Origin of the sequence: Bradyrhizobium sp. CCBAU 11386, from assembly GCF_028128955.1 — a bacterium.
Taxonomy (GTDB): Bacteria; Pseudomonadota; Alphaproteobacteria; order Rhizobiales; family Xanthobacteraceae; genus Bradyrhizobium.
This window is the reverse complement of record NZ_LBKA01000242.1, coordinates 54979-74590: the sequence shown is the minus strand read 5'-3', so window position 1 is coordinate 74590 and position 19612 is coordinate 54979. Positions and strand designations below refer to the sequence as shown.

The 19612-nt window shown below is 66.5% G+C and carries 12 protein-coding genes; 10 read left to right on the top strand and 2 right to left on the bottom strand.

Annotated features, from left to right (window positions below; genetic code table 11):
* Positions 1 to 288 precede the first annotated feature (288 nt).
* The 6 genes from XI09_RS27510 to XI09_RS27485 all read left to right on the top strand — a co-directional run bounded on the left by XI09_RS27510 (position 289) and on the right by XI09_RS27485 (position 11487).
* Complete coding sequence (locus XI09_RS27510; protein WP_271569624.1) at positions 289 to 5493, top strand: alpha-2-macroglobulin family protein; 5205 nt, start codon at positions 289 to 291, stop codon at positions 5491 to 5493.
* 68 nt (positions 5494 to 5561) lie between these two features.
* Positions 5562 to 7712, top strand: coding sequence for a penicillin-binding protein 1C (gene pbpC, locus XI09_RS27505; RefSeq protein ID WP_271569623.1), 2151 nt, complete (start codon positions 5562 to 5564; stop codon positions 7710 to 7712).
* A 50-nt stretch (positions 7713 to 7762) separates the two neighbouring features.
* Positions 7763 to 9505, top strand: a complete 1743-nt coding sequence (locus tag XI09_RS27500; RefSeq protein ID WP_271569622.1) for an ArnT family glycosyltransferase — start codon at positions 7763 to 7765, stop codon at positions 9503 to 9505.
* Between the two features lies 1 nt (position 9506).
* Positions 9507 to 10352, top strand: coding sequence for a phosphatase PAP2 family protein (locus tag XI09_RS27495; protein WP_271569621.1), 846 nt, complete (start codon positions 9507 to 9509; stop codon positions 10350 to 10352).
* Between the two features lie 65 nt (positions 10353 to 10417).
* Positions 10418 to 11152, top strand: a complete 735-nt coding sequence (locus tag XI09_RS27490) for a glycosyltransferase family 2 protein (RefSeq protein WP_271569620.1) — start codon at positions 10418 to 10420, stop codon at positions 11150 to 11152.
* Complete coding sequence (locus XI09_RS27485; protein ID WP_027542719.1) at positions 11149 to 11487, top strand: lipid-A-disaccharide synthase N-terminal domain-containing protein; 339 nt, start codon at positions 11149 to 11151, stop codon at positions 11485 to 11487. The genes XI09_RS27490 and XI09_RS27485 overlap by 4 nt, the downstream gene beginning before the upstream one ends.
* Before the next feature lie 196 nt (positions 11488 to 11683).
* Here the strand turns inward: XI09_RS27485 and XI09_RS27480 are convergent, their stop codons facing one another.
* Both XI09_RS27480 and metC read right to left on the bottom strand, forming a co-directional pair.
* On the bottom strand, positions 11684 to 13375 hold the full coding sequence (locus tag XI09_RS27480; protein WP_271569619.1) for a Na/Pi cotransporter family protein: 1692 nt from the start codon (positions 13373 to 13375) through the stop codon (positions 11684 to 11686).
* A gap of 154 nt (positions 13376 to 13529) precedes the next feature.
* Positions 13530 to 14714 (bottom strand): cystathionine beta-lyase, encoded by a 1185-nt coding sequence (metC, locus tag XI09_RS27475; RefSeq protein WP_271569618.1) that lies wholly within the window; start codon positions 14712 to 14714, stop codon positions 13530 to 13532.
* A 378-nt stretch (positions 14715 to 15092) separates the two neighbouring features.
* On the opposite strand from metC, the gene XI09_RS27470 reads away from it, so the two are divergent.
* Genes XI09_RS27470 through XI09_RS27455 form a run of 4 tightly spaced genes read left to right on the top strand, consistent with a single transcriptional unit; the run spans position 15093 to position 19610 of the window.
* Positions 15093 to 16109, top strand: coding sequence for an amino acid ABC transporter substrate-binding protein (locus tag XI09_RS27470; RefSeq protein ID WP_271569617.1), 1017 nt, complete (start codon positions 15093 to 15095; stop codon positions 16107 to 16109).
* Between the two features lie 26 nt (positions 16110 to 16135).
* Positions 16136 to 17341 carry an amino acid ABC transporter permease gene (locus tag XI09_RS27465; protein ID WP_271569616.1) on the top strand — a complete coding sequence of 402 codons (1206 nt, stop codon included), beginning with the start codon at positions 16136 to 16138 and terminating at the stop codon, positions 17339 to 17341.
* Positions 17338 to 18858, top strand: coding sequence for an amino acid ABC transporter permease (locus XI09_RS27460; protein WP_271569615.1), 1521 nt, complete (start codon positions 17338 to 17340; stop codon positions 18856 to 18858). Before XI09_RS27465 ends, XI09_RS27460 begins: the two co-directional genes overlap by 4 nt.
* An 11-nt stretch (positions 18859 to 18869) precedes the next feature.
* Complete coding sequence (locus XI09_RS27455) at positions 18870 to 19610, top strand: amino acid ABC transporter ATP-binding protein (protein ID WP_271569614.1); 741 nt, start codon at positions 18870 to 18872, stop codon at positions 19608 to 19610.
* Positions 19611 to 19612 lie beyond the last annotated feature (2 nt).

Sequence of the window (19612 nt, the reverse complement as noted above, 5' to 3'; positions counted from 1 at the left end):
ACGGTGGGGTGTCAGGGTGCCGGGTTGAGCGGCAGCGGACTGGACGATGGATCGCATCGCCGGGAGCGCTGGCCAGCTTCCGGGACACGGCCGCCGGTCGATTGGTCAGGTATGGCTGCGCCATCAGGACGGCGTGCGCGGCAGTATCTTGATCAGTCTCCTCTAGGCTTGCCTTGTCATGGCGAATGCGACGATTTGCACCTCTGGTTCCATCGCCTTGAGTCCGTCACCTTTCCGCGCACTTCATTTGCCGCCGCGGCGTTCGTCCGCGATTTCCGGGAGTCCATCATGATCGGTCTGGTTCGCGCCGTCACATTCTGCGCCGTGCTGGCGTTCGGCCTCAGCGCCGCGCAAGCCGCTGACAAGGCCTTCAAGCGCGACGATCTCGCTGATTCCGCAATCAAGCTCGAGGCCCAGATCAAGAGCGAGGCGGGGCCGGTCGCCAAGACCGGCGCGACGCTGCGCACGGACGCCGACGCCGCCTTCAGGCGCAATGATTTCCGTGCCGGCCTGTCCGTGCTCGGCCAGATCGCCGCCACGACGCCGGAGGATGCCGGCAACTGGCTGCGGCTTGCCAAGGTGATCTTCCAGATCTGGCCCAAGAACTCGAGCGAGCAGACGTTCCTGCTGGAGCGCGCCTCGACCGCCGCCTACATTGCCTATGTGCGCGCCGGCAATCCGGGCGAGGAGGCCGACGCGCTCGCGGTGCTCGGCAAGTCACTGGCCGAGCGCAAGCTGTGGCGGCCGGCGCTGGACGCGCTGCGGCTGTCGCTCGACATGCGCGAGGTCGCCGACGTCCGCGGCCAATACGAGAAGATGCGCGATGAGCACGGCTTCCGCCTGCTGGACTATACTGTGGATTCGGATTCGGCCAGTCCGCGGGCCTGCTTCCAGTTCTCGGAAGAGCTCGCCAAGCGCACCGATTTCGCGCCGTTCCTCGCGCTGGCGGGCCAGGACAAGCCGGCGCTGTCGGCCGATGGCAAGCAGCTCTGCGTCGACGGCCTGAAGCACGGCGAGCGCTACAACATCAATCTGCGCGCCGGCCTGCCGTCCACGGTGAAGGAAGGGCTGCCGAAATCGGCCGAGTTCAACGTCTATGTGCGCGACCGAAAGCCCTTCGTGCGCTTCACCAGCCGCGCCTATGTGCTGCCGAAGACCGGCCAGCGCGGCGTTCCCGTGGTCAGCGTCAACACGCCCGCGGTCAACATCAACGTCTTCCGGATCGGCGACCGCAACCTGATCAACACGGTGGTCGACAGCGATTTCCAGAAGACGCTGTCCAAGTACCAGCTCAGCGATCTCGGCGACGAGCGCGGCGTCAAGGTCTGGTCCGGCGAGCTTTCGACCGCGATGACGCTGAACCAGGACGTCACCACGGCGTTCCCGGTCGACCAGGCGCTCGGCGAGCTTCAGCCGGGCGTCTATGTGATGACCGCCGCGGCCAAGGGCCCGGGCTCGGACGACGAGTACCAGCTCGCCACGCAATGGTTCATCGTTTCCGATCTCGGGGTGTCGGCCTATTCCGGCAATGACGGCATCCACGTGTTCATCAACTCGCTGGCCTCGACCGATCCGGTCGGCAAAGCCGAGGTGCGGCTGGTCGCGCGCAACAACGAGATCCTGGCAACCCGCAAGACCGACGATTCCGGTCACGTGCTGTTCGAGGCCGGCCTTGCGCGCGGCGAGGGCGGCCTGTCGCCGGCGATGCTGACGGTCTCGGGCGAGAAGGCCGACTACGCCTTCCTCAGCCTCAAGACGAGCGCCTTCGACCTGTCCGACCGTGGCGTGGCGGGCCGCGCGGTGCCTGTTGGCGCCGACGCCTTCGTCTACGCCGAGCGCGGCGTCTACCGCTCCAGCGAGACGGTCTATCTCACCGCGCTGCTCCGCGACGGGCAGGGCAATGCCGTTACCGGCGGGCCGATGACCCTGGTGGTCGAGCGCCCTGACGGCGTCGAATACCGCCGCGCCGTGCTGTCCGACCAGGGCGCCGGCGGCCGCACGCTGTCCGTGCCGCTCAACTCGGCTGTGCCGACCGGGACCTGGCGGGTGCGCGCCTTCACCGACCCGAAGGGCTCTTCGGTCGGCGAAACCACCTTCATGGTCGAGGACTACGTCCCCGACCGGATCGAATTCGACTTGTCTGCCAAGGACAAGCTGATCAAAGCTAACGCTCCAGTGGAGCTTAAGGCCGACGGTCATTTCCTCTACGGCGCGCCCGCCTCGGGCCTCCAGCTCGAAGGCGACATGCTGATTGCGCCCGCTTCCGAGCGTCCGGGTTTTGCCGGATATCAATTCGGCGTCGCCGACGAGGAGACCACGTCGAACGAGCGCACGCCACTGGAGAACCTGCCCGAGGCCGACGCCAATGGCGTTGCGACCTTCCCGGTGACGCTGGACAAGCAGCCGGCTTCGACCCGCCCGCAGGAGGCGCAGATCTTCGTCCGCATGGTGGAGACCGGCGGCCGCGCCGTCGAACGCAAGCTGGTGCTGCCGGTCGCGCCCGCGACCGCCCTGATCGGCGTCAAGCCGCTGTTCGGCGACAAGAACGTGGCCGAAGGCGACAAGGCCGAGTTCGACGTCGTGTTCGTCTCCCCCGAGGGCAAGCAGCTCGCCCGTGACGGCCTGCGCTACGAGCTCCTGAAAATGGAGTCGCGCTATCAGTGGTATCGCCAGAACAATTACTGGGAGTACGAGCCGGTCAAGTCGACCTCGCGCGTCGCCGATGGCGATCTCACCATCGCCGCCGACAAGCCGTCGCGGGTCTCGCTCGGCCCGCAGCCCGGCCGCTACCGGCTCGACGTCAAGTCGAACGACGCCGACGGCCCGGTGACCTCGGTGCAGTTCGACGTCGGCTGGTATTCCGACGGCAGCGCCGACACGCCGGACCTGCTGGAGACCTCGATCGACAAGCCGCAATACGCCTCCGGCGACACCATGACGGTGTCGGTGAACGTGCGCACCGCCGGCAAGCTCACCGTCAACGTGCTCGGCGACCGCCTGCTGACGACGCAGACCATCGACGTCAAGGAGGGCACCGCGCAGGTGAAGCTCCCGGTCGGCAAGGACTGGGGCACCGGCGCCTATGTGGTGGCGACGCTGCGCCGTCCGCTCGATGCCGCCGCCCAGCGCATGCCGGGCCGCGCCATCGGCCTGAAATGGTTCGGCATCGACAAGCAGAGCCGCACGCTCCAGGTGAAGCTGGCGCCGCCGGCGCTGATCCGGCCGAACGCGACGCTGAAGATCCCGGTCAAGCTCGACGGGCTCAATCCCGGCGAGGACGCCAAGGTCGTCATCGCCGCGGTCGATGTCGGCATCCTCAACCTCACCAATTACAAGCCGCCGGCGCCGGACGACTACTATCTCGGCCAGCGCCGCCTCAGCGCCGAGATCCGCGATCTCTACGGCCAGCTCATCGACGGCATGTCGGGCACGCGCGGCCAGATCAAGTCCGGCGGCGACGCGGGAGCCGGCGAATTGCAGGGCTCGCCGCCCGCGCAGAAGCCGCTCGCGCTCTATTCCGGCATCGTCACGGTCGCCGCTGACGGCACCGCCGAGGTGACCTTCGACATTCCGGAGTTCGCGGGCACCGCGCGTGTGATGGCGGTGGCGTGGACCGCGACCAAGCTCGGCCGCGCCAACACCGACGTCGTGATCCGTGATCCTGTCGTGCTGACCACGACCCTGCCGCGCTTCCTGCTCAATGGCGACCACGGCACGGTCAACCTCGAAATCGACAATGTCGAGGGCCAGGCCGGCGACTACGTCATCAACGTGAAGACGGGCGGCCCGGTGAAGATGACCGGCAATCCCGCCACCACGGTCAAGCTCGCCGCCAAGCAGCGCAACTCGTTCTCGCTCGCGCTCGATGCGACCGCGGCGGGGCAGGCGACGCTCGACGTCGATATCAAGGGGCCGAACGGGCTTGCACTCGCACGCCACTATGCGCTCGACGTCAAGGCGGCGACGCAGGTGCTGGCGCGGCGTTCGATCCGGACGCTTGCGAAGGGCGAGAGCCTGACGCTGACCTCGGACATGTTCTCCGACCTCGTGCCGGGCACCGGCAGCGTCTCGGTTTCGGCGAGCCTGTCCACCGCGCTCGATGCAGCGACGATCCTCAAAGCGCTCGATCGCTATCCCCATGGCTGCTCGGAGCAGATCACGAGCCGTGCCATGCCGCTGCTCTATGTCAACGAGCTCGCGGCCGGCGCGCATCTGGCCATGGACACCGAGGTCGACCAGCGCATCCGCGACGCGATCGAGCGGCTCCTGGCGCGCCAGGGTTCGAACGGCTCGTTCGGCCTGTGGTCGGCCGGCGGCGACGACGCCTGGCTCGATGCGTACGTGACGGACTTCCTCACCCGCGCCCGCGAAAAGGGGTTTGCGGTGCCGGACGTGCTGTTCAAGAACGCGCTCGACCGCGTCCGCAACTCGGTCGTCAACGGCAACGAGCCGGAGAAGGACGGCGGGCGCGATCTCGCCTATGGCCTCTACGTGCTCGCGCGCAATGGCGCGGCTCCGATCGGCGACCTCCGCTATCTCGCCGACACCAAGCTCTCCAACCTCGCGACGCCGATCGCGAAGTCGCAGCTTGCGGCGGCGCTGGCCCTGGTCGGCGACCGTAACCGTGCGGAGCGGGTCTATGGTGCAGCGCTCGACTCGCTTGCGCCAAAGCCCGTGCTGGAGTTCGGCCGCACTGACTACGGCTCGCAGCTTCGCGATGCGGCGGCGCTGGTCTCGCTTGCCAGCGAAGGCAACGCGCCGAGGGCGACGCTGACGCAGGCGGTGTCGCGGGTCGAGACCGCGCGCGGGCTGACGCCGTACACCTCCACGCAGGAGAATGCGTGGCTGGTGCTGGCGGCGCGGGCGCTCGCCAAGGAAAACCTCTCGATCGAGGTCGACGGCCAGCCGGTCAAGACTGCGCTCTATCGCAGCTACAAGGCCGCGACGCTGGAGGGCAAGCCGCTGAAGATCACCAACACCGGCGATGCGCCGGTGCAGGCGGTGGTCTCGGTGTCGGGCTCGCCGGTGACGCCGGAGCCGGCGGCATCGAACGGCTTCAAGATCGAGCGCAGCTACTATACGCTCGACGGCAAGCCCGCCGACATCAGCAAGGTCAAGCAGAACCAGCGCTTCGCGGTGGTGCTGAAGATCACCGAGGCCAAGCCCGAGTACGGCCACATCATGGTGTCCGACTATCTGCCGGCGGGTCTGGAGATCGACAATCCGAAGCTGGTCTCGTCGGGCGACAGCGGTACGCTGGACTGGATCGAGGACGGCGAGGAGCCTGAGGATACCGAGTTCCGCGACGACCGCTTCACGGCAGCCGTTGACCGTGCCTCGGACTCCAAGTCGGTGTTCACCGTCGCCTATGTTGTCCGCGCCGTTTCGCCGGGTAAATACGTATTGCCGCAGGCTTATGTCGAGGACATGTACAACCCCTCGCGCTACGGGCGGACGGGCACGGGCAATGTCGAGGTGCGGGCGGCGAAGTGATGAGCAAAGTGGCGCCACAAACTCAGTCGTCATGCCCGGGCAAAAGCGCGAAGCGCGTCTTCGCGCAGATGTCCCGGGCATCCACGGACTTTGGCGTCGCGGGCAAGAACGTGGATGGCCGGGACAAGCCCGGCCATGACGGCGTGCGGGGCAGGGGCCATCGCCTCCTCTCAGCCGCCGCTTTCACCCTCATCCTCGCCATCATCACCTTCGTCGGCTGGGTCTATTCCCTCGGTCCTCTTCCACTCGACGAGTCCCGCCAGGTCTCCACCACAATCGTAGACCGCAACGGAAAGCTGCTGCGGGCCTACGCGATGGCGGACGGGCGCTGGCGGCTGCCGGTCGATGCCAGGACGAATGTCGATCCGATCTATCTCAAACTGCTGCTCGCCTATGAGGACCAGCGCTTCTACGCCCATGACGGCATCGATCCGCTGGCGCTGGGCCGTGCCGCGTTGCAGCTCGGAACGCGCGGCCACATCGTGTCCGGCGGCTCGACCATCACCATGCAGCTGGCACGTTTGATGGAGCCGCGGCGGCAGCGCTCGCTCTATGCGAAACTGCGCCAGATGGTGCGCGCGATCGAGATCGAGCGGACCCTCAGCAAGAGCGAAATCCTCGACCTCTATCTCGCGCTGGCGCCGTATGGCGGCAATCTCGAAGGCATCCGCGCCGCCTCGATCGCCTATCTCGGCAAGGAGCCGAAGCGGCTGTCGCTGGCCGAGGCCGCATTGCTGGTCGCGCTGCCGCAATCGCCGGAGACGCGCCGGCTCGACCGCTATCCCGATGCGGCGCTCAAAGCCCGCGACCGCGTGCTCGACCGCATGGTCGAAGAGCATGTGGTCAGCCTCGAGGACGCAAAGCAGGCCAAGGCCGTGCCCGTGCCGAAGCTGCGCAAGCCAATGCCGATCCTGGCGCCGCATGCTTCCGACACCGCGCTTGCGACGGTCAAGGATACGCCCGTCATCAAGCTGACGTTGGACGCGAACTTGCAGAAGGTGCTGGAGCCGCTGGCGCGCGACCGCGCCATTGCGCTTGGGCAAAACATCTCGGTCGGCATCATCGTGGTCGACAACGAGAGCGGCGACGTGCTCGCGCGCGTCGGCTCGGCGGATTATTTCGACGAGAGCCGGGCAGGGCAGGTCGACATGACGCGCGCCATTCGCTCGCCGGGATCGACGCTCAAGCCCTTCATCTACGGCCTCGCCTTCGAGGACGGCTTCGTCCATCCCGACAGCCTGATCGACGACCGGCCCGTCCGCTTCGGCTCCTACGCGCCGGAAAATTTCGACATGACATTCCAGGGCACGGTGCCGGTGAAGAAGGCGCTGCAATTGTCGCTGAACGTGCCGGCGATCGTGCTGCTCGACCGCGTCGGCGCGAGCCGGCTGGCGTCGCGGCTGCGGCAGGCCGGCGGCAATCTCATCCTGCCCAAGGACGAAGCGCCCGGGCTCGCCATGGGCCTGGGTGGCGTCGGGGTGACGCTCCAGGACCTCGCCCAGCTCTATGCGGGCTTCGCCCGCCTCGGCACCACCAAGCCGCTGCGCGAGGTCGTGGCTGCCAAAGACGACCGCGAGCCGCTGCGGCTGCTAGATCAGGTCGCGGCCTGGCAGGTCGGCAACGTGCTTCTGGGCACGCCGCCGCCGGAAAATGCCGCCCACAACCGGATCGCCTTCAAGACCGGCACCTCCTACGGCTATCGCGACGCCTGGTCGGTCGGCTTCGACGGGCGCATGACCATCGGCGTCTGGGTCGGTCGGCCCGACGGCGCGCCGGTTCCCGGCCTGATCGGACGCGTCGCCGCCGCGCCCATTCTATTCGACGCCTTCGCCCGGACCGGCAAGACTCTAGCCCCGTTGCCGAAGCCGCCCAGGGGAACCCTGGTCGCCAGCAACGCAAAACTGCCGTTGCCCTTGAGGCGGTTCCGCCCGGTCGGGGAACTGGTGCGGAGCGGCGGCGAGCAGGCGCTGCACATCCAGTTCCCGCTGAACGGCTCGCGGATCGACGTCGATCGGTCGGGTGGCTCCGAGGCCGCAGCCATGCCGGTCAAGGTCGCCGGCGGCGTCCTGCCCATGACCGTCATGGTTAACGGCACGGCGCGCGGCGAGATCGACGGGCGCCGCCAGCGGCTGATTGATCCGCCCGGTCCGGGCTTTGCGCGGCTCACCGTGATCGATGCCACGGGCGCCGCGGACACAGTTGTCATTCGAATTCAGTGACCCGGCCTTAACCGGTTGTCGGAATGACGGTTTCAGCGTAAGCGGAACCAATGGCCGAGACCTACCCAAGCCCGCGTTTTGGAGCCCCCCGTGAGCCGAAATCGCCCGTAAATCCGGGCAGTCGGCTGGTGTCGATGCTCGACGTCGTCACGGCCAGCCACGGCCGCGCGGCGGCCTTTCTGGTGCTGTGCGCGCTGCTGCTGTTCCTGCCCGGCTTCTTCACGATCCCGCCTGTCGATCGCGACGAGGCGCGCTTTGCCCAGGCCACCAAGCAGATGGTGGAGAGCGGCGACTATGTCGACATCCGCTTTCAGGAGGACGTCCGCTACAAGAAGCCGGTCGGCATCTACTGGCTGCAATCCGCGGCGGTCGAAACCGCCGCGGCACTCAAGCTGCCGAAGGCCGAGTTGCGGATCTGGGTCTATCGGCTGCCCTCTCTGTTAGGGGCGATCGGCGCCGTGCTCATGACCTATTGGGCGGCGCTCGGCTTCGTCACGCGGCGCGCCGCCGTGCTCGCGGCACTCCTGATGTGCGCCTCCGTGCTGCTCGGCGTCGAGGCGCGGCTTGCGAAGACCGACGCTATGCTGCTGTTCTGCGTGACCGCCGCGATGGGCGCGATGGCGCGGGCCTATCTGTCGTGGCAGCGCGCCGAGGACGAGACGCATCCGCCCTGGAGCTGGCCCGCGATCTTCTGGACCGCGCTCGCGGTCGGCATCCTGATCAAGGGCCCGCTGATCCTGATGTTCGCAGGCCTGACCGTTGTCGCGCTCGCGATCCAGGACCGCGACGCCTCCTGGCTATGGAAGCTGCGCCCGCTCTGGGGCCTGATGTGGGTGCTGGTGCTGGTGCTGCCCTGGTTCGTCGCGATCTTCTGGCGCGCGGGCGATGCCTTCTTCGCCGATTCCGTCGGCGGCGACATGCTGAGCAAGATCGGCGCCCAGGAATCCCATGGCGCTCCGCCCGGACTGTACCTGGCGCTGTTCTGGATCACCTTCTGGCCGGGCGCGCCGCTCGCGGCGATGGCGGCGCCTGCGGTGTGGCGGGCGCGGCGTGAGCCCGGTGCGCAGTTCTTGCTGGCCTGGCTGATCCCGTCCTGGATCGTGTTCGAGGCGGTGCTGACCAAGCTGCCGCATTACGTGCTGCCGCTGTACCCGGCGATCGCGATCCTGACCGTCGGCGCGCTGGAGCGGCGCGTGCTGTCGCGCTCCTGGCTGATGCGCGGCTCGGCCTGGTGGTTCGCGATCCCCGCGGCCGCCTCGATCATCGCGGTGGTCGGCGCGGTGATGCTGACGCGGCAGCCGGCTTTCGTGGCCTGGCCGTTCATCGCGGCGTCGCTGATCTTCGGCCTGTTCGCCTGGTGGCTGTTCGACACCAACCACGCCGAGCGCTCGGTGCTGAATGCGCTGGTCGCAGCCCTGATGCTGGCGGTCGTGGTCTACGGCATCGTGCTGCCGTCGCTGACGCCGGTGTTTCCGAGCATCGAGGTCGCGCGCGCGCTGCGCAACGTCACCTGCGTCGGGCCGAAGGCGGCCGCCGCCGGCTATCACGAGCCGAGCCTCGTATTCCTGACGGGCACCCAGACGCTGCTCACCGACGGTTCGGGCGCGGCGGACTTCCTGCGGCAGGGCAGCTGCCGCTTCGCGCTGGTCGAGCAGCGCTCGGAGCGCAGCTTCGTGCAGCGCGCCGAGGCGATCGGACTGCGCTACAAGGTCGGCGCGCGCATCGACGGCTACAATTTCTCGCAAGGGCGCGCGATCTCGATCTCGATCTTCCGCTCGGAAGGCATCGAATAGGATGCCGGCTTCGACCAACATCGCGCCGCGCGCGGGCTATCCCGCGCAATTGCTCGCCGTGTCCTGGCATGCGCTGGCGCAGCTTGTCCGCACGCCCTCGCACTCGCGCCGTGCCGAGGCCGCCCGAAAGCTGGCGCGGCATTCGCTGTGGCTCAGCGTGGCAGGCGCAGCCCTGGTCATTGCTCTGATGCTCGCGTTCGACCAGACCGAGATCCAGCTGATGCCGGCACGAGGCGCGCCCGGCCTGTGGCCGATCCGCATCCTGACCGATTTCGGCAAGGACGAGTATGTGCTCTCGGTGCTGGCTGTCGGCCTCGTGGCCGTGGCGCTCGTTGCGGCCGGCCTTTACGGCACCCGCCGGGCGCTGCTGCTCGGCCTCGGCACGCGGCTCCAGTTCATGATTCTGTCCGTTGCATTCTCGGTGTTCATTGCCGAGATCCTGAAATTCATCATCGGCCGCGGCCGGCCGTTCGTCGGCGGCGATGCCAACCCGTTCCACTTCGTTCCGTTTCAGGGAACGCCGGCCTATGCCAGCCTGCCGTCCAGCCATGCGGTGACGGCGTTCGCGCTCGCCTTCGCGGTATCCGCACTCTGGCCGCGGCTGCGCGTCTTCATGTTCACTTACGCAATCGTGATCCTGCTGACGCGCCTGGTGCTGCTCGCGCATCATCCGAGCGACGTCGTGGCCGGCGCGCTGGTCGGCATGGTCGGCGCCATGGCGGTCCGCTACTGGTTCGCGGCCCGACGGCTCGGCTTCGCCATCCGTGCCGACGGCACCATTGTGCCCCTCGCAGGGCCGGTCTCGGGCCGCCTCAAAAGGGTTGCCCGCGGGGCCTCCGCCCCATAAAAGCGGCTGCCTGCCGGGGCCGCCGGTTCCCCGAGGCGCAGGCCAATTCCAACCACGAGCCTCATTTGTCGACGTCCCAGCCTTCGGTTTCCATCGTCGTTCCCGTGCGCAACGAAGCCGACAACATCGCGCCCCTGATCGAGGAGATCACAGCGGCGCTCGACGGTCGCTGGGATTACGAGATCATCTACGTCAATGACGGTTCGACCGATACGACCGGCGAGCGGCTCAATGCCATCATGGCGCAGCGGGGCAATCTGCGTCAGCTCCGTCACGCGAAATCCGGCGGCCAGTCCGCCGCCGTGCGCAGCGGCGTGCGGGCCGCGCGCGGCGCGATCGTGGCCACGCTCGACGGCGACGGCCAGAACAATCCGGCCTTCCTGCCGGACCTGATCGCGGCGGTCGAGAAGGGCGCCCATGTCGGGCTCGCCGCGGGCCAGCGCGTCGGACGCAAGGACACGGGGTTCAAGAAATTCCAGTCGCGCGTGGCGAACAAGGTCCGCAACGCCATCCTGAAGGACGGCACGCGCGACACCGGCTGCGGGTTGAAGGCGTTCCGGCGCGAGGTCTTCCTCGCGATGCCGTATTTCGACGGGCTGCACCGCTTCCTGCCGGCGCTGGTGCGGCGTGAAGGCTACGACATCGCCTATGTCGACGTGATCGACCGGCCGCGCCGCTCCGGCGTGTCCAACTACGGCTTCTTCGACCGGCTCTGGATCGGGATCATGGATCTCGCCGGCGTGTGGTGGCTGATCCGCCGCAAGAAGCCCACACCAGACGTGACCGAGGTGACGGCATGATCATCCAGTACGGCCAGGCGCTGAGCAACTATCTCTACGACGTCTTCGTCGCCAAGTTCGACTTCTGGCTCGCGTTCGGCCTGGTCGCGCAGCTGTTCTTCACCGCGCGCTTCCTGGTGCAGTGGATCGCGAGCGAGCGCGCCGGCAACAGCGTGGTGCCGATGGCGTTCTGGTTCTGCTCGATGGGTGGCGGCCTGATGACACTGGTCTACGGTGTCGTGAAGCGCGAGCCCGTGATCATCCTCGGACAGGCGCTGGCCACGGTGATCTACATCCGCAACATCATGCTGATCATCAAGAACCGCGGCCGCGCGTCGAAGACGCTGGAGCGCTGATCAACGGCCGCGTGCGGCAGGGCATCCGGATTTCCCGATCGGCATGCGCAAATTATCGATATTCGGACGGTGAACGGGTCAGGATCGCCTACGATCCCCGCCGGCCCGAGGGTTCCTGACGCTGTGGATCGCTCCGGTCCTGCTTTGCGGCGCGGGCCTGCTCCTGGCAGGCGGCGCGGTCATTCTACATGCCGGGCTAGCGCGGCAGCGCCGAGGCCGCACCTGACGCGGACAGGGTGGCCGTCTCGGTCTCGGTCCTGCGATACGGCTCGCCCGCGGCATCCAGCACGGGATAGGCGACCGAGCAGATATGCGAGTGGATGCGGCGCAGATCGCGCAGCACGTCGAGGTGCAGCGAGGTGGTCTCGATGGTCTCGGGGCGGCCCTCGCGCAGGCGGTCGAGATGGCGCTCGACGGCGGCAAGCTCGGTGTTCTTCAGCGTGGTCTTCTCCACCAGCAGCTTGCGCGCTTCATTCGCATCGCCCGACATGAACACGCCGAAGGCGATCCGTAGCGATTCCATCGTGCGCTTGTGGAAGGCGGCGAGCTCCTCGGAGCCCTCGGCCGAGAACTGGAAGCGGCGCTTGATCTTCTTGGTCGCAAGCTCGCTCAGGCTCTTGTCGATGATGTCGCCGATGTGTTCGAGGTTGATGGCGAAGGAGACGATCTCCATCGCGCGCCGCCCCTCGCTCTCGTCGAGGCTGCCCCGCATGAGTTTCGTCACGTAAAGCTTGATGGCTTCATCCAGGCCGTCGACGACATTGTCCATCTTCGAGACCTGGTCGACCAGGGCGCGGTCGCCCGTCATCATCGCGGCCATGACCTTGCGCAGCATCACCTCGACGAAGTCGCCCATGCGCAACGTCTCGCGGGCAGCGTCGGCGAGCGCCAGTGAGGGCGTCTCCAGCGCGGTCTCGTCCAGATAGCGCGGGCGGGCCGGGTCGGTCTCCTGCACGCGATCGGGCAAGAGGCGGGTCAACAGGCGCGACATGGTGTCGAGCAGGCCGATGAAGATGATGGCGGTGCCGACATTGAAGGCGATGTGGAAGGCCGCCGTCATCCTGGCAAGGTCCGGCTGCCAGGCGTGCATGTGCTCGGCAATGGCGTTCAGGAACGGCAGCACCAGTGCAATCCCGATCACGCGATTGACGAGATTGCCGACCGGCAGGCGGTAGCTCGCGGGATCGTCGCGCCTGGCCCCTTCGAATACGGGGTTGATGGCGCTGCCGAGATTGGCCCCCAGCACCAATGCTAGCGCTGCATAAGGCGTGATGAATTGCGAATAGGCCAGCGACATGATCAGCAGCACGCTGGCGACGCTCGAATGCACCGCCCAGGTGACGAGCGCGGCGACGACGATGCACAGGATGGGATCGCCCGTGATCGCCGACATCGCGACGCGCACGCCGGGCGCGTTCTCGGCCGGCGCCAGCGTGTCGAGCAGGATGTGCAGCGACAGCAGCATCAATCCGAGGCCGATGCAGACGCGGCCGATGTCCTTGATCCGCGAGCGCGGTCCGGAGCGGAAGGCGACCAGGCCGAGCACGAACAGCACCGGCGCGACGGCGGCGATGTTGAACGAGAGCACCTGCACGATCAGCGTCGTGCCGACATTGGCCCCCAGCATGATGGCAAGCGCTGCGGCGAGGCTGACGAGGCCCTCGGCGGTGAACGAACTGGTGATCAGGGCGGTCGCGGTGCTGCTCTGGAGCAGCGCGGTGAGCCCGAGGCCGGCGGCGAAGGCGCTGACGCGGTTGCCGAGTGCCTTGCCGAGCAGGCGGCGGAGGTCCGGGCCGAAGGCGCGCAGGATCCCGCTGTGGACCATGTGCAGGCCCCACAACAACAGCGCCACGCCGCCCATCAGATCGAGCAGAACCAACGTTCCCATGCTCCGTGTCCGGATCAGAGTCGATTGGTGAAGCTAGCGCCAAATGCTTGAGGATCAAACCATTTGTTGGCGCGTGGGCGTTAACGTTTGCGGCGGCGGCGCGTTCCCGAGGCGCGGATGCCGCGTCCTCAGGCGCGATGCCTTATGAGCAGGCTCACATTGCCGCTTTGAGGGCAGCGAAGCCGCGATCGAGATCGGCCTTGAGGTCGTCGGTGCTTTCGAGGCCGATGTGGAGACGCAAGGTGGGGCCGCCCGGCGCCCACTTGGTCGCGGTGCGATAGCCGTCGCAGTCGAAGGGAATCGCAAGGCTCTCGAAGCCGCCCCAGGAGAAGCCCATGCCGAACAGCTTGAGCGTGTTGAGCATGGTGTCGACGGCCTGCTGCGGCGCCGGCTTCAGCACGATGCTGAACAGACCCGAGGCGCCGGTGAAGTCGCGCTTCCAGATGGCGTGGCCGGGATCGGTCTCGAGCGCCGGATGCAGCACGCGCGCGACCTCGGGACGGGCGGCGAGCCAGCGCGCCATGTCGAGGCCGGAACGATGATGCTGCGCCAATCGCACCGACAGCGTGCGCAGGCCGCGCAGCGCCAGGAAGACATCGTCGGGGCCGGCGCAGACGCCGAGCAGGCGGATGCCCTCGGCAATCTGCGGCCACGCCTTGGCGTTGGCCGAGATCGTGCCGAACATGATGTCGGAATGGCCGCCGATATATTTGGTCGCCGCCTGCATGCTGATGTCGACACCCTGCTCGAGCGAGCGGTGATAGAGCGGGGTTGCCCAGGTGTTGTCGTCGATGACGAGCGCGTCGCGGGCATGCGCGACCCCGGCGATGGCGCGGATGTCGGGCATCTCGAACGATTGCGAGCCCGGCGCCTCGACCAGCACCGCGCGGGTGTTGGGCTTGAACAGCTTGTCGATGCCGGCGCCGATCAGCGGATCGAAATAGGTGGTCTCGACGCCGTAGCGGGCGAGCATGCCGTTGCAGAAATTACGCGTGGGTCGATAGACATTGTCGCAAACCAGAATGTGGTCGCCGGTCTTCAGCACCGAGAGCAGGGTGGTGGAGATCGCCGACAGTCCCGACGGCACGATGCCGACGCCGGCGCATTGCGGCCCCTCCAACGCCATCAGCGTGTCCTGGAAAGCCCTGGTCGTCGGGGTGCCGTGGCGGCCGTAGGTGAACTCGCCGCGATGGGCATGCAGGTCCTCGGCGGTCGGATAGAGCACGGTCGAGCCGTGGAACACCGGCGGATTGACGAACCCCTTCTGCGCCTTGGTGTCGCGGCCGGAGGTCACCAGCCGGGTCTCGGCCTGCTGCTGGGAGGGGTGCGAGGAATCCATGCGTCTGCTTTCAAAACTGCGTTTCCGCCAGGCGCGATGCGCCCCACGGGCCGGCCGAAAGGCCGCCGTCGTTAATAACAGAACACAGAAGAGTCCCGTCAACCCCTTGACCCGGCTCGCCAGTCGTTCTGTGATGCGCAGGTGCTATTCAGTCGCCGCATGTTGAGGGGCCTGCCGCGACCTTCGATCCATCGTCTGACCGGACCTTGCGCCACAGCCATAATGGCGGGCGCCTGCGGCGGGGATTAAGGTATGGCCTCCCGAGATCGGCGAGTGTTCGGCAAGGTTTTCCAGCATGACTCTTGCAAGGCTCACCCTGGCAGAGACGATCCTGAGACAACATTCCTGACCTTGAGACGACCGAAAGGCTTTCACCCCATGAAACGCGTAACCCTGGCTCTCACTCTTGCTCTCGCCGCCGGCCTGACTGCCCAAGCCGCCGATGCGCAAACACTCAAGACCGTCAAGGACCGGGGCACGCTGTCCTGCGGCGTCAGCCAGGGCCTGCCGGGCTTCTCCGCGCCCGATGACAAGGGCAACTGGACCGGGCTCGACGTCGACGTCTGCCGTGCGATCGCAGCCGCGATCTTCAATGACCCGACCAAGGTCAAGTTCGTGCCGACCTCGGCCAAGGACCGTTTCACGGCGCTGCAATCCGGCGAAATCGACATGCTCTCGCGCAACACCACCTGGACCATCTCGCGCGACACCTCGCTGGGTGCCAACTTCACCGGCGTGACCTATTATGATGGGCAGGGCTTCATGGTGAAGAAGTCGCTCAAGGTGAATTCCGCGCTCGAGCTCAACAGCGCCTCGGTCTGCGTGCAGACCGGCACCACCACCGAGCAGAATCTCGCCGACTACTTCAAGGCCAACAACATGAAGTACGAGGTGATCGCGTTCGGCACCAACGACGAAACGGTCAAGGCCTACGAGGCCGGGCGCTGCGACGTCTTCACCACCGACCAGTCGGGCCTCTACGCCAACCGCCTCAAGCTCGCCAATCCCAATGACCACATGGTGCTGCCCGAGATCATCTCGAAGGAGCCGCTCGGCCCGATGGTGCGCCACGGCGACGACCAGTGGTTCGACATCGTGAAATGGACGCTGTTCGCCCTCGTCACCACCGAAGAGCTCGGCGTGACCTCGAAGAACGTCGACGAGAAGGCGAAACTGGAAAACCCGGAGCTGAAGCGCGTGCTCGGCAGCGACGGCAACTTCGGCGAACAGCTCGGCCTGACCAAGGACTGGGTGGTCCGGATCGTGAAGGCGGTCGGCAATTACGGCGAGGTGTTCGATCGCAACGTCGGCGCGGGCTCGCCGCTCGCCATCAACCGCGGTCTCAACAATCTCTGGAACAAGGGCGGTCTCCAGTACGCGCCGCCGATCCGCTGATCCCGCTTGATCGGCGGCACGCGGCGATGAGCACCGAGGCTCGAAAACCGCCGGCCCAGATCGCGCTGAAGATCAGGCGCATCCTGGGCGGCAAGGCAGGCTGGAACGGCGTCGCCGTCCAGTTTGCCTTTGCGGCGATCCTGGGCTGGATCGGCTATGAGATCGTCTCCAACGCCCGCGCCAATCTCGAAAACCAGCACATTGCCGCCGGCTTCGGCTTCCTCAGGAACAATGCCGGCTTCGACGTCAACCAGACCCTGATCCCCTACACCGGCTCGGACACGTTCCTGCGCGTGTTCGTGGTCGGGCTCTTGAACACGCTCGTGGTCTCGGTGGTCGGCATCGTCTTCGCCACCTTGATCGGCTTCGTCGTCGCGCTGTGCCGGCTGTCGCCCAACTGGCTGCTGTCGCGCATCGGCGAGCTCTATGTCGAGATCATCCGCAACCTGCCGCTGCTGTTCCAGATCCTGTTCTGGTACCTGGCGGTGCTCGCGGCACTGCCAAATCCGCGGCAGAGCATTTCGCTGCTCGGCATCGCCTTCGTCAGCAATCGCGGCCTCGTCATTCCCCGTCCGATCAGCGAGAGCGGGTTCGAGCCGTTCCTGGCGATGCTGGTCCTCGGCATCGTCGCTTCGCTGGCATTGCGCTTCCATGCGCGGCGCGCGCTGTTTCAACGCGGGCAGGTGATCCGCATCTGGCCTTATGTGCTGGGCCTGCTGTTCGGACTGCCGCTGGTCACGATGCTGGTGTTCGGTCTGCCCTTCACCTTCGAGCTGCCGCAGCTCAAGGGTTTCAATTTCGCCGGCGGCTCGCGCATCATCCCGGAGTTCGTGGCGCTGACGGTCGCCTTGTCGACCTACACCGCCGCCTTCATCGCCGAGATCGTGCGCGCCGGCATCCTGTCCGTGCACAAGGGACAGATGGAGGCGGGGTCCTCGCTGGGCTTGAGCCGCGGCTCCACGCTCCGGCTGATCGTCGTGCCGCAGGCGATGCGCGTCATCGTGCCGCCGCTGACCAACCAGTATCTCAACCTCACCAAGAACTCCTCGCTTGCCGTTGCCATCGGTTATCCTGACCTGGTGTCGGTGTTCGCCGGCACCTCGCTGAGCCAGACCGGACAGGCGATCGAGATCATCGCCATGACGATGGGCGTCTATCTCTTGATCTCGCTCGTCACCAGCGCCGTCATGAGCGTCTACGGTTGGCGCGTCAGCCGGAGCCTGGGCGCATGACCGACATCACCTCGTCCAGATTCGTTCGCCAGGACCTGCTCACCGAGCGTCCCGCGCCGGTGAAGACCACGGGCTTCGTCGGCCTGATGCGCACGCGCCTGTTCAACTCGCCGACCAACATTCTGCTCACGATCGTTGGCGCCTTGTTGCTCTGGTTCACCATCATTCCCTCGGTCAGGTTCCTGCTGGTCGATGCGGTCTGGGCCGGCAAGGATCGCACGGCCTGCCTGACCGAGAATGCCGGATTTGCGGTCGGCGCCTGCTGGCCCTACATCCAGGCCAAGCTGCCGCAACTGATCTACGGCTTCTACCCCGAGGCCGAGCGCTGGCGGGTCAACCTCACGCTCATCCTGGCGGCAGTCCTGCTGGTGCCGCTGCTCGTTCCGCGCCTGCCGTCGAAAGGACTGAACGCCGGCCTGTTCTTCTTCGCCCTTCCGGTGGTCGCATTCTTCCTGCTGCGCGGCGGCGGCATCGCCGGCTTCGGCCTGAGCTGGACAGCCGGCCTCCTGCAATTGTTCGACGACAGCATCATCGGGGCAGGGCAGGCCCTGCTCAATCTCAGCAAGACTTCGGCCATCGCCCCACTGCTGTGGGTCATTGGCAGCCTCGTCGTGCTTATCGGCACGGCGATCTACTGGCTGATCTTTCCGCTGACCTGGCTGCGCGATCAGCTCCAGGGCACGGGCCAGTCGGTCTGGGTCGATTTCGCCATCACCGCCGTGATCGGCTCGCTGATCGCCTTTGTCCTCGGCGGAGGCGTACGTGCCGGCTGGCGCGCGCTCGCAGCGAGCATTGTCACCTTCGTCGCCATCGCGATCGTGATCAAGCTGATGGGGCTCGATCATGGCGGGCTGCCGATCGTGGAGACAAGCCTGTGGGGCGGCCTGCTGGTGACGCTGGTGGTCTCCGTCACCGGCATCGTCACCTCGCTGCCGATCGGCATCGCATTGGCGCTCGGCCGCCGCTCCACCATTCCGCTGATCCGGATCTTCTCGATCGCCTTCATCGAGTTCTGGCGCGGCGTGCCGCTGATCACCGTGCTGTTCTTCGCCACCTACATGCTGCCTTTGTTCCTGCCCGGCAATTTCACGGTCGACGGCCTGGTGCGCGCGCTGATCGGCATCGCGCTGTTCACGGGCGCCTATCAGGCCGAGAACGTCCGCGGCGGGCTCGCTGCGATCCCGCGCGGGCAGGGCGAGGCCGCGGCGGCCCTGGGGCTGTCCTGGTGGAAGACGACCTCGCTGATCGTGCTGCCGCAGGCGCTGCGCCACGTCATTCCGAACCTCGTCAACAGTTTCATCTCACTGTTCAAGGACACCTCGCTGGTCTCGATCGTGGCGCTGTTCGACCTTCTGGGCTCGCTCAGGGCCTCGTTCTCGGATCCGAAATGGTCGACGCCGTCCACCGCGTTCACGGGCTTTGCCTTCGCCGGGATCATCTATTTTCTGTTCTGCTTCGGAATGTCACGCTACTCGCTGTTCGTCGAGCACCGCCTCAACGCCCACCGCCGCAACTGATCGAGCTCACCATGTCCGATAGTCCCATCGTCCAGATTTCCGGCCTGAACAAATGGTACGGCGAATTTCACGTCCTGCGCGACATCGACCTGGACGTGAAGAAGGGAGAGCGCATCGTGATCTGCGGGCCCTCGGGCTCCGGCAAGTCCACGCTGATCCGCTGCATCAATGCGCTGGAGGAATTCCAGGAGGGCGAGATCGTCGTCGACGGCATCGAGCTCGGGCCGAACCTCAAGCACGTCGACGCCGTGCGCCGCGAGGTCGGCATGGTGTTCCAGAGCTTCAACCTGTTCCCGCATTTGACGGTTCTGGACAATTGCACGCTGGCGCCGATCTGGGTCCGCAACATCCCCAAGAGGGATGCCGAGGCGGCCGCGATGAAATTCCTGGAGCGGGTCAAGATCCCGCACCAGGCCAACAAGTTTCCGGGCCAGATGTCCGGCGGCCAGCAGCAACGCGTCGCGATCGCGCGCGCGCTGACGATGAACCCGAAGGTGATGCTGTTCGACGAGCCGACCTCGGCGCTCGACCCTGAAATGGTCAAGGAGGTGCTCGACACCATGGTGGACCTCGCCGAGGAGGGCATGACCATGCTCGTCGTCACTCACGAGATGGGTTTTGCCCGCGAGGTCGCCAACCGCGTCGTGTTCATGGACGCCGGCCAGATCATCGAGGCCAACACCCCGAATGAGTTCTTTGCGGCCCCCCAGCACGCCCGCACAAAACTGTTCCTGAGCCAGATTCTGCGGTGAGC